This is a genomic window from Psychrobacter sp. Ps2 (assembly GCF_022129405.1).
In the GTDB taxonomy this organism is placed as follows: Bacteria; Pseudomonadota; Gammaproteobacteria; order Pseudomonadales; family Moraxellaceae; genus Psychrobacter.
On record NZ_JADQAM010000011.1, the window covers coordinates 1 to 11,819 of the forward strand.

Consider the following 11,819-nt stretch of genomic DNA (forward strand, 5'->3'; position numbering starts at 1 on the left):
CTGTGCTTTTTTACTTAGTTTACAACGGGTTATCTTCATAAAAGTAGTCTAGCATAGTGCTTATCTACTACAGCCCCTTAAAAATAGTATCGCCAATGGCTAATTACCCAGTGCAAGTCATTGGTAATATAAAGCACGGTTATACAAATTTTTAAACCAGTTTAGCAGGCTATGAGTGACGTAGCGTGCTAAACTGGTTTTGTTGTCTTAGCTTGCGAAAACATAAAAACATCGTAAAATTCAAATAAGAAGTCATCGAATAAGTCACAATATTTTGAAAGATAAACCTACTTTACTCAGTTCCAAACCGTTCATTTTTAGCACTACTTTACGCTCAGATATAGGATTAGGTCATGCGCCAGTTAAGTACCCAAGATGCCGATTTTGATAGTCAATTGACACAGTTGCTTGCCTTTGAAACAGTCAATGATGCTAAATTATTACATACCGTCGATGATATCATCGCGCAAGTACGTACTGATGGTGATAGCGTTGTATTGGCATTGACTCAGCAGTTTGATCAGCATCCAGCAACGTCGATGCAAGAGTTAGAGCTGTCTAAAGAAGCGCTTGCTGAAGCGTTTGCCAATCTTGATGAAAAAGTAAAGACAGCTCTGACTACAGCAGCGACTCGAGTGCAGACATTCCATGAGCGTCAAGTACAAGAAACATGGCAGTATGAGGATAAGTTAGGCAACCGATTGGGTCAAAAAGTCACGCCACTTGATCGCGTTGGGATTTATGTGCCGGGTGGTTTGGCCTCTTATCCTTCTTCAGTATTGATGAACGCCATTCCTGCTAAGGTGGCTGGCGTCACTGAAGTTATCATGGTCGTACCAGCGCCTAAAGGTGTGCTCAATCCGTTAGTATTGGCAGCGGCCCATCTGGCCCAAGTCGATCGCGTCTTCACTATTGGTGGCGCTCAAGCAGTAGCAGCTTTAGCTTACGGTACTGAGACGATTCCAGCCGTGGACAAAATCACAGGACCAGGCAACAAATATGTCGCCGCAGCCAAACGCGCAGTATTTGGTCAAGTTGGTATCGATATGATTGCTGGACCTTCAGAAGTATTGGTATATGCAGAGGGTGAAGCGCAAGATCGAGCTGATTGGCTAGCGATGGATCTATTGTCTCAAGCTGAGCATGACCGTATTGCACAAGCTATCTTTGTGACGACTAGCGAAGAGCAGCTCAACGAAGTCGCACTTGAGATAGAAAAAGCGCTAGCTGAGCTGCCAAAAGCAGATATCGCGCGTGACTCATTGCAGAACCGCGGTGCACTGATTTTAGTAAAAGATCGTAGCCAAGGTATGGCGCTTATCAATCGTATTGCTCCTGAGCATTTAGAGTTATCTGTTGATAATCCTGACGCACTATTAAACGATATTCGTCATGCCGGCGCTATCTTTATGGGCCGTCATACGCCCGAAGCTATTGGGGATTACTGTGCAGGACCGAACCATGTACTGCCAACATCAGGCACTGCTCGCTTTTCTTCGCCGTTAGGTGTTTACGATTTTCAAAAGAAATCATCCATTATTTATTGCAGTGAATCTGGTAGTAAGCCTTTGGCTGAGACAGCTGATATTTTAGCGCAGCGTGAGGACTTAGAAGCCCATGCGCGTTCAGCTCGTTATCGTTATCAGTAATTGATTTTGAATTTTTAGCTTTTACTTTTGATATTTATTTTTAATAGTCTTTTTGGCTAATAGTAGGATAATTTATGAGTGAGTCAAAGATAGACACCAGACTGTGGTCGTCTAAAGCACGCAACTTGTCACCTTATGTTCCAGGTGAGCAGCCGCAACACGACAATCTATGCAAACTAAATACCAATGAAAACCCGTTTCCACCCTCGCCAAAAGTAGGGGAGGCTATTGCCAAGGTCTTGGAACAGCAAGCTGATGAGTTACGTTTGTATCCTGCTCCTGAATCTAATGACCTACGTGCTGCATTAGCACAGTCATACAACCTTGATATCAATCAAGTATTCGTTGGTAATGGTTCAGATGAAGTCTTGGCGTTAGTCTTTGCTAGCTTCTTTTTAAAAGAGCGTCCGCTGCTATCACCTGATATTGGTTACAGTTTTTATCCAGTATATGCACAGACGTTCGGTGTAGAGCTTGTACAGATTCCTCTAGAAGAAGACTTTAGCATTGACCCTGATGCTTATCGTCAGCCTTGTAGCGGTATTATCATCGCCAACCCTAATGCGCCAACGGGCTTGCTATTATCACTTGCTGATATTCGTAAACTTGCGAGTGAGCATTCTAATGCGGTCATTGTTATTGACGAAGCGTATATCGATTTTGCTCAGATAGATGAAAGCAATGCAGACCTGCCAGTCTCAGCAGTTAGCCTAATCAATGAGTGTGATAACGTTATCGTGACCCAAACCTTTTCAAAATCACGCTCGCTTGCTGGATTGCGCGTTGGTATGGCTTTTGGTAATGCATCGTTGATTGAAGCACTAACACGTATGAAAAACAGCTTTAATAGTTATCCATTGGATAAGTTGGCTCAGGCTGGGGCGACTGCGAGTGTGTTAGATACTGAATACTTTGAGCAGACCCGTCAGCAAGTCATTGATTTACGTACGTCGCTAACAGCAGAGTTGACGACATTGGGTTACAAGGTCCTACCGTCACATGCCAACTTCATATTCGCTCGTCCAAAAGATGGCAATGCTAGCGCTGTTGCGAGTGCGTTACGCGAGCAGGGTATTATTGTTCGCCATTTTGATAAGCCGCGTATTGCAGAGTACTTGCGTATTACTATCGGTACGGCAGAGCAGAACGAGCGTTTGATTGATGCGCTAAAAGCTTTGCAAGTCGATGCTAGCGTTGTTGCTGAATAAAATTATATTGATAGCTTAATATAGAATGTTGATAGGTACGTCTCTTTATTCAGAACGCGCACCACTATCGATAAGTCTTAAAAATAAAGCCTGCTAACGTAACGTTGGCAGGCTTTTTTAATTTCAAATTAGCAATAATATTTGAGTTCGCTATCTTAGGTTTTTTGAGCAAGTACTGATAATAAATTACCTACTTTATCTAAGCATTCTTGGTATTCAGCATCACAATCGGACGCGACCGTAATACCGCCACCTGCCCATAGATTAACGTGTCTTTCTTCATTAAGGCTATTATCTGACGAAGTACTGGCTTGCAATGTACGAATGAGCACGTTCCATTGACCACTACCATCAAAATTCATATAACCCATAGTGCCACAATAGGCACCGCGTGGCATAGATTCCAGTTCAGCGATGATCTCGACAGCGCGTTTTTTTGGTGTACCAGTGATAGAGCCAGCAGGCAGACTACCAAACAATACAGCCAATGGATGAGTATCAGTTTTTAGCTCAGCGGTAATGGTACTCACCATATGATGCACGTTGCTAAAGCTCTCAATTGCAAATAACTGTGGTACTTTCACAGTGCCAATTTTGGCGTATTTGCCCAAATCATTACGCAGTAAATCTACAATCATGACATTTTCGGCACGGTCTTTTTCGCTATTGACCAGTTGCTGCTTATACAGATCATCTTGCTCGTCAGTAGTACCTCGCGGCATCGTTCCCTTGATAGGCTTTGTGCGAATAGAGTGTTTGCCAGTGTCGACCTCTCTAGTGAATGTGAAAAACAACTCAGGTGAGCAGCTTAGCAATTCAAAATGATTGCTGTCTGCGTTAAAGCTGTTGCTTCTATTTAGATAATCACCATCATTGCCCTTAACGCTCACATATCCTGCAAAAGGCGCTTTTGTATTGCGATATAGCGCAGGCAAATAGTCAATAAGCGAAAAGGCTGATTGAACATCGTTATTTTTACACGCTAAACTGCCAGACCATTTCTGTGTCAGGTTTATTTGATAGCAGTCGCCTTGCTGTAGATAGTCTTGTGTGCGATTAAATGCTTGTTGATAATCAAGCTTACTCCATCGCGGACTTAAAACTAGGGGAGTGATGCTTGATGCATCTTTAAACTGTGGTTTATTGAGATATTTATCAGACAGTTTTCGATCCAGTTCGTCTAGGTAAGAGGTAAGAGTCGTTATAAAATTATCGTTTGTCTGATGACCAATACTCTCAGAAGTGTCATCGTTAGTTAGATGAGTCTTTAACGCCCAACCTGTATCAGTATGTGCCGTAGGTGTTAGATAAATATCATAATGTCCCAACGAAGCACACGGCTGCATTGCCAATTCAATCCTATCGGCAGGGCTTAGCTCATGGGCCGCAATATCATAACCAATAAAACCGATTAGCCCATGATAATAACTGGGTTTCGGTCTTTCTTCGTTATTGATATATGAGGTGTCGTGATTAACTTCTTGAGCCTTACTATAAGCGATTAGCTCTTCTTGCCACTCTAGATAGCTCATATAAGCTGTCGTGCCAGCATAACTATGATCATCGCTATTTACATCGGTATCGCGACGCACGCCAGTACTACGAAAACTCTTAATCACCTTGTAAATATTGTGTAAATCATTAGAATCTTGCTCATCATTGGGATATAGAGACCAACTGACTTTTGGGAGTAAACCAATCACGGGTCGACCATTATTATTAAGCCAAATAAGTTGCCAGTTTGCTCTAATATCTTGAGCGAGCAAGTGACGCTGTAGCTGCGGCATCAGCTCTGCAGCAGACAAATCACCAAAACGCCAGCTAGGTTTGCTAGCTGGCGATGGCGCAGAATCTGTCTGCTCAGTTGTATTGTGATTTGATACAAGCATGGGTTAAGCGTCAAACTTTTTGATAATTAGTGTAGCGTTAGTACCACCAAAGCCAAAGCTATTACTCATCAAAGTTTCAAGATTTGCTTCACGCATTTCGGTGACGATATCGAAACCTTCAGCAGCAGGATCTAAGTTGTCAACATTGATACTTGGAGCGATAAAGCCGTCCTGTAGCATCAGTAGACAATAAATCAGCTCTTGTGCACCAACAGCACCCAAGCTATGACCTGTCATTGATTTGGTTGAGCTGATAGCAGGTACTTTACTGATGTCATTATCAAATACTTTAGCAATCGCTTTAAGCTCAGTAATATCGCCTAACGGTGTACTAGTACCATGGCTGTTGATGTAATCGACACTTTCTAGACCCGCTTCAGTTAAGGCTTGTTGCATACAGCGAACAGCACCTTCACCGCTTGGCGCAACCATTTCTGCACCATCAGAGCTGGCACCATAGCCAACGATTTCAGCCAAAATATTAGCGCCGCGTGCTTGAGCATGTTCCAGACTCTCTACAACCACCATCGCGCCACCAGCAGCAATCACAAAACCGTCACGGTCTTTGTCATAGGCTCTTGAGGCAAGTTTTGGTGTGTCGTTATACTGAGTACTAACTGCGCCCATAGCATCAAACATACAAGACTGCGTCCAATGCTCAGCTTCACTACCACCAGCCAATATCACATCGGCTTTACCCAATTGGATAAGCTCAGCAGCATGACCGATACAGTGTGTCGAAGTCGCACAAGCAGAGGCGAGAGAGTAGGAGACGCCTTGGATTTTTAGACCAGTTGCTAAAGCAGCTGATACTGAGCTGCCCATTGTCTTTGGTACTGCCATTGCGCCGACACCGCGTAGACCTTTTTCGCGCATAGCATCGATAGCATTGACGATATTTTCTGTTGATGCGCCGCCCGAACTTGCCACTACACCCACTCGTGGGTTGTTATTGATGGTATCAAGCGATAGTCCTGAGTGCTCAATCGCATTTAATGCACTAACATAAGCGTATAAGCTAGCGTCACTAAAGAACCGTTTAAGCTTACGATCGATACCACTGGTATCCAGTTCTGATTGATTGATACTACCGCTCACGTGTGATTTAAACTCGTGCTCAGCATAAGAATCATTAAATGTGATGCCAGACTGACCCTCTTTGAGGGCAGTGGTGACAGTGTCTAAATCATGTCCGATACAAGAGACAATCCCTGCTCCAGTAATAACTACGCGACGCATATTCTATTCCTTATGAGTAACAATCCTTGAGAATTGCTTTCAATAATCGTTTTTAAATATTGGTACTATTAACCAAATATTGGTTATATCAATCAATGTTAAGTGCCGTCGTACTTTATCGCCATTATATAAATCATAGCAAGATCGATGATCTATAAATGGTAATCTGTAAATAAAGTACAAGTGTACTGTGAATTATGGCACATGATAACGTATCAAGCTTTCGAAATCTTTGCGCAAGTGCAAAATAACGACAAAATAACGCTTATGATTCAATACTGAATGAAAAAATGAGAAGTAAGCCTAGCTACTGGCTATGGACGGAATTATACTTTAGATACAAAATTTGTGATTCTAATAACATTGTTCGCACTGACACCACTTACGATAACTGGCTAAAATAATAGATTCATTATTAATAATTAACTATCATATTAAAATACAACTATATTAAAAACCAACTCATCATATTAAGGACATCACGATGGCAAAGCGTAGTACTCTTTCTAAAAGCATCAATACTATTGGATCTTTTACTCGAAACAACCTAGAGCGCGTAGGGGCTATGATTGACAGTGTAAATGCCAAAACAGGCAAGCCGCGTCAATACAAAGCTGTAGACCTAGGCGATGAAGACTACCAACAAGATTTGTTTCGTGAGCAAACGCTAAAGGCGACGCAGCAACTATTAGGACCACGCTTTGCTACTTATGGCAAATACGCCAAGAAAGTCGTACCGAACAGCTTTTTTCAATCGACAGTTGATGGCGCATTTGCCCAAGTAGCCAACCTCGCTGCCAACTGGAGCCAACTCGACTTACCTAATGAACATCGCTTTGCCAATATTGCTACTTTAGATGACGAAGAGCGTTATGCGTTAGCTACTGATATCGCTAATCAAAACCGCGCGCTTGCAATGATGGGTGGTTTGACAGGTTTGGCAGGTCTACCAGGTTTGCTCGCTGATACATTATGGCTATTACTGGTTTCATTACGTACGGTTTATCAGATTGCTGCTGTATATAATAAACCGCTGACAGGTAAGCAAGGCGTCAAGATGGCGTACGAACTACTATCAAACGCTGACTTGAGCAAAATGCAAGAAAAACAAGCGCTACTAGCTGGTCTAGGTATTGGCAAAGGTTTGCTCGATAATGCTCAGAGCAATGGACTACATGGTGAACTTAAAAATCTCGGTCTGAAAAATAAAAATGTAAATTTCTATGCTGCGCAAATAGACAAAGTCGCTAGTCAAGTAGGTATTGATTTAGATCAGATCAACTTATCATGGGTTCGTCGCTTCATTCCTGTCACTGCAGTAGCGATTGGCATGCACTATAACAGCCAATTGATTGACGAAGTGATTGGCGTTGCTCAAGCGACCTTTGCACCAGAAGCAAAATTGGCCAATCGTGCTATTACTGATGACAGCAGCAGTGAGGCTAAAGTAGAAAAGGCTGATACTAATGAGGCGAAAAAAGACACAGAGCGCAAAGAAAAAAGCAGTGATTCAGAAAAAGTCACTGATAAAGAAGAAGCTAGTAAAGAAGAAACTAGCAGTAAAAAAGACGCAGACAAGCAAACGTCTGATAAAAAAGCCAAGTAATAAACATATTATTTGCTAGTTGGGTTATATATTTATAAGTACGATGATATTTATCTTAGTTTGATTGAGCAACATGACTTGAAAATTAGGATAAATACCACCACTTAGTTACTATCAAGTACCATTTCAATGTTAAACATCTTTTCTTAATGATGCTTGAGCTCGCTTTGTTTGCTTTATTTATTACGCTATTTTTCGGCGAAAAATCTATAAAGTGATACAATGAGAGGCTGAATGCATATCTATCAAATGTTGTAAAGCGAAACCATTCATAAGTGGTTGAAATAGCAGCAACAACTCTTTATAATACACTGTCCTAAAAATGGGTGCCCCCGAAATCTGCAATTATTGTCAGATAGATGGTGCATTGGCCCATTTTTTTGTTTTATACCAAACGGGAGAAGGATGCCTTATGGCAACAACTAACCAATTGATTCGTAAAGGTCGCAAAACCATCAAGGAAAAGTCAAAAGTTCCTGCGTTGGAAGCGTGCCCACAGCGTCGCGGTGTATGTACTCGTGTATATACTACCACGCCAAAAAAACCTAACTCTGCCATGCGTAAAGTATGTCGTGTACGTTTGACTTCAGGCTATGAAGTATCAAGCTACATCGGTGGCGAAGGTCATAACCTACAAGAGCACAGTGTTGTTCTAATCCGTGGTGGTCGTGTAAAAGATCTACCAGGTGTACGTTATCACACTGTTCGCGGTGCATTAGATTGCGCAGGCGTTAAAGACCGTAAGCAAGGTCGCTCTAAGTACGGTGCTAAGAAGCCTAAAGTTTAATAACTAAACGTTATTAGATAAGCTTTTTGCACTACCCAATAACTGTGCATGGGTTTGGTGTCAGTAGTAATATCACTTTTATATAAATATATATCTGTGATGTGCTCTTAAAACATACCACCATGCAGTAAGGCTAACTGATAACTCACTGCTATATCCTAATGATAAGTAGTCGATGTTGTGAATGTTAGACACTCCTGAAGATAAGGAAATTTATTATGCCAAGACGTCGCGTCGTTGCTGCCCGTGAGATCCTACCGGATCCTAAGTTTGGTAGCCAAACTGTTGCAAAATTCATCAACCATGTAATGAGTGATGGTAAAAAATCTACTGCTGAGCGTATCGTTTACGGTGCACTTGAGACAGTAAGTGAGAAGCGTAAAGTTGAAGATCCAGTATCTTTCTTCGAAGAAGTGCTAGAAAATGTACGCCCAATGGTAGAAGTAAAAGCTCGCCGCGTTGGCGGTGCAACCTATCAAGTACCAATGGAAGTACGCCCCTCCCGTCGTACTGCATTGGCTATGCGTTGGTTAGCTGAAGCTGCTGCTAAGCGTTCTGAAAAATCAATGGCTTTGCGTTTAGCTGGCGAATTGAATGATGCTGCTGATGGCAAAGGCGCTGCTATGAAAAAGCGTGACGAAGTTCACCGCATGGCAGATGCTAACAAAGCATTCTCTCATTACCGTTTCTAAGCTACTTTTTAATAGTAGCTTGAGATTAGAGGCTCATGCCATCTAATCTTACATTGTTGTTTATTCTATTGATTGCCGCCATCATCATTCGGTCATATATAAATGTTATTTATTGATGACTGAGGTGGCGGACATCTATCCAGATGTCTCTCTTAACAAATACAGTTTTTGCTGGAGAGCATCCCAAATTTGATGCCGCACTATTCTTAGTATTTGCTCTTTTTTTGTCCGTATTAGGCTCAATAATCAGTAAGTAATATTACGAAGCTGAACGCTTTGTCATAGAGTATGAGGTAGAGACACAATACATTATTATATACACGACTTTTCCTAGGAAAACACTATGGCTCGTAAAACTCCCCTAAAACGCTATCGCAATATTGGTATCTCAGCGCACATCGATGCTGGTAAGACAACCACTACAGAGCGTGTTTTATTCTATACCGGTGTTAGCCACAAAATTGGCGAAGTACATGATGGCGCAGCCACTATGGACTGGATGGAGCAAGAACAAGAGCGTGGTATTACTATTACCTCAGCGGCAACAACTTGTTTTTGGTCAGGTATGGCTAAACAGTTTGACGAACACCGTATCAACATCATCGATACCCCAGGTCACGTTGACTTCACGATCGAAGTTGAACGTTCTATGCGTGTACTTGATGGCGCTTGCATGGTTTACTGTGCAGTAGGCGGCGTTCAGCCACAGTCTGAGACCGTATGGCGTCAGGCGAACAAATATAAAGTACCACGTCTTGCATTTGTAAACAAAATGGATCGTGTTGGTGCTGATTTCTATCGTGTTATCGAACAGATCAAAACTCGCTTAGGCGGTAACCCTGTACCATTGGTTATCCCAATCGGTAAAGAAGATGACTTCGAAGGCGTTGTTGATCTAGTGACCATGAAAGCTATCTATTGGGACGAAGCGTCTCAAGGTATGCAATATGATGAGCGCGAAATCCCAACTGAACTACAAGAAAAAGCAGCAGAATACCGCGAGCACCTTGTAGAAAATGCTGCTGAAGCCAACGAAGAGTTGATGAACGAATACCTAGAAAACGGTGAGTTGACTGTAGAACAAATTCACGGTGCTATTCGTCAGTTAACTATCGATAACGAAATCATTCCGCTTCTTTGTGGTACTGCCTTTAAGAACAAAGGTGTACAGAAGATGCTAGATGCCGTTATTCAGTATCTACCTGCACCAATCGACGTACCTGCTATTAAAGGTATTCTTGATGACAAAGACGAAAGCGAAGGCAGCCGTGAAGCATCAGATGAAGCACCTTTCTCAGCACTAGCGTTCAAAATCATGAATGACAAATTTGTTGGTAACTTAACCTTCGTACGTGTTTATTCTGGTGTAATGAAGCAGGGTAGCAGTGTTTATAACCCAGTTAAGATGAAGCGTGAGCGTGTTGGCCGTATCGTACAGATGATGGCAAACTCTCAAGAAGAGCTTGCAGAGATTCGTACTGGTGATATCGCAGCTCTAGTCGGCATGAAAGATGTGACTACTGGTGATACGCTATGTGATGAAGACAACGTGATCACTCTTGAGCGTATGGAATTCCCAGATCCAGTTATTTCTCTAGCTGTTGAGCCAAAGACTAAAGCTGACCAAGAAAAAATGTCAATCGCTCTTGGCCGTTTGGCAAAAGAAGATCCATCGTTCCGTGTACACACTGACGAAGAATCTGGTCAGACGATCATCAGTGGTATGGGTGAGCTACATCTAGAGATTCTTGTTGACCGTATGAAGCGTGAATTCAACGTTGAAGCAAACATCGGCGCACCTCAGGTTGCTTATCGTGAGACGATTCGTAACACTGTTGAACAAGAAGGCAAATTCGTACGTCAAACAGGTGGTCGTGGTAAGTTTGGTCACGTTTGGTTACGTCTTGAGCCACTTGATCCAGCTGGCGACACTGAATATGAATTCGCTGAAGAAGTTGTTGGTGGTACTGTACCAAAAGAATTCCACGGTGCTGTTGACAAAGGTATCCAAGAGCGCATGAAAAACGGCGTACTTGCAGGCTACCCAGTAGTTGGCGTAAAAGCGACCTTGTATGATGGTTCTTATCATGACGTTGACTCTGATGAATTGTCATTTAAGATGGCTGGTTCTATGGCCTTCAGAAAAGGTTTCTTAGCAGCTGATCCAGCGCTACTTGAGCCAGTAATGAAAGTAGAAGTTGAAACACCTGAAGACTACATGGGCGACATCATGGGCGATCTTAACCGTCGTCGTGGTTTGGTACAGGGTATGGAAGATCTACCTGGTGGTACTAAACAGATTCGTGCTGAAGTACCATTAGCGGAAATGTTTGGTTATGCCACTCAAATGCGCTCTATGTCACAAGGCCGTGCAACTTACTCAATGGAATTCCAAAAGTACGCTGAAATTCCAAAATCAGTTGCTGCTGAAATCATCTCTAAGTTCAACTCTAAAGATGATGACGAGTAAATAAAACTTACTGAAAGTGACAATATAGAGTATGTCTGTGTATTGTCACTAAAGAATACGCCAATAACTTGTTAAAAGACTTGTTATTGGCCGCGATTTTCTTATAATATCTGCACATTAGTATGTGCAACCTTTTAACAATTATCTTAATGTGGTCAAAATCGTCTTAATAATCATATTTATATGAGTTAAGTCTTGAACCCCAAAAAAAGAGGAAATACCCATGGCAAAGGCCAAGTTTGAACGTAACAAGCCACACGTCAACGTCGGTACAATCGG

General features: G+C 42.2%; 8 protein-coding genes. 6 read left to right on the forward strand and 2 right to left on the reverse strand.

Annotated elements, in window-relative coordinates; translation table 11 throughout:
* Window positions 1-353 precede the first annotated feature (353 nt).
* Window positions 354-1,649: a histidinol dehydrogenase gene (gene hisD, locus I3254_RS00435; RefSeq protein WP_238050458.1), complete on the forward strand. Its 1,296-nt coding sequence runs from the start codon at window positions 354-356 to the stop codon at window positions 1,647-1,649.
* A 74-nt stretch (window positions 1,650-1,723) separates the two neighbouring features.
* The gene (gene hisC, locus I3254_RS00440) at window positions 1,724-2,857 is read left to right on the forward strand and encodes a histidinol-phosphate transaminase (protein WP_238050460.1); all 1,134 of its coding nucleotides are present in this window, start codon (window positions 1,724-1,726) and stop codon (window positions 2,855-2,857) included.
* Window positions 2,858-3,012: 155 nt separating this feature from the next.
* Here hisC and I3254_RS00445 read toward each other — a convergent pair whose 3' ends face one another.
* On the reverse strand, window positions 3,013-4,746 hold the full coding sequence (locus tag I3254_RS00445) for an anthranilate synthase component I family protein (RefSeq protein ID WP_238050462.1): 1,734 nt from the start codon (window positions 4,744-4,746) through the stop codon (window positions 3,013-3,015).
* Between the two features lie 3 nt (window positions 4,747-4,749).
* Window positions 4,750-5,985, reverse strand: a complete 1,236-nt coding sequence (locus I3254_RS00450) for a beta-ketoacyl-ACP synthase II (RefSeq protein WP_201605983.1) — start codon at window positions 5,983-5,985, stop codon at window positions 4,750-4,752.
* Between the two features lie 484 nt (window positions 5,986-6,469).
* On the opposite strand from I3254_RS00450, the gene I3254_RS00455 reads away from it, so the two are divergent.
* From I3254_RS00455 to fusA, 4 genes are all read left to right on the forward strand, one after another.
* Window positions 6,470-7,591, forward strand: a complete 1,122-nt coding sequence (locus tag I3254_RS00455; protein WP_238050464.1) for an EcsC family protein — start codon at window positions 6,470-6,472, stop codon at window positions 7,589-7,591.
* Window positions 7,592-8,003: 412 nt separating this feature from the next.
* Window positions 8,004-8,378, forward strand: a complete 375-nt coding sequence (rpsL, locus tag I3254_RS00460; RefSeq protein ID WP_011281154.1) for a 30S ribosomal protein S12 — start codon at window positions 8,004-8,006, stop codon at window positions 8,376-8,378.
* Window positions 8,379-8,596: 218 nt separating this feature from the next.
* Window positions 8,597-9,070 carry a 30S ribosomal protein S7 gene (rpsG, locus tag I3254_RS00465; RefSeq protein WP_057761735.1) on the forward strand — a complete coding sequence of 158 codons (474 nt, stop codon included), beginning with the start codon at window positions 8,597-8,599 and terminating at the stop codon, window positions 9,068-9,070.
* A gap of 343 nt (window positions 9,071-9,413) precedes the next feature.
* Entirely contained in the window at window positions 9,414-11,540 is a 2,127-nt protein-coding gene (fusA, locus tag I3254_RS00470) for an elongation factor G (protein WP_101205359.1), read from the forward strand.
* Window positions 11,541-11,819 lie beyond the last annotated feature (279 nt).

Coding starts and splice junctions, on each gene's coding strand:
- hisD (WP_238050458.1), top strand. CDS start 354: ATGCGCCAGTTAAGTACCCAAGATGCCGATTTTGATAGTCAATTGACA.
- hisC (WP_238050460.1), top strand. CDS start 1,724: ATGAGTGAGTCAAAGATAGACACCAGACTGTGGTCGTCTAAAGCACGC.
- I3254_RS00445 (WP_238050462.1), bottom strand. CDS start 4,746: ATGCTTGTATCAAATCACAATACAACTGAGCAGACAGATTCTGCGCCA.
- I3254_RS00450 (WP_201605983.1), bottom strand. CDS start 5,985: ATGCGTCGCGTAGTTATTACTGGAGCAGGGATTGTCTCTTGTATCGGA.
- I3254_RS00455 (WP_238050464.1), top strand. CDS start 6,470: ATGGCAAAGCGTAGTACTCTTTCTAAAAGCATCAATACTATTGGATCT.
- rpsL (WP_011281154.1), top strand. CDS start 8,004: ATGGCAACAACTAACCAATTGATTCGTAAAGGTCGCAAAACCATCAAG.
- rpsG (WP_057761735.1), top strand. CDS start 8,597: ATGCCAAGACGTCGCGTCGTTGCTGCCCGTGAGATCCTACCGGATCCT.
- fusA (WP_101205359.1), top strand. CDS start 9,414: ATGGCTCGTAAAACTCCCCTAAAACGCTATCGCAATATTGGTATCTCA.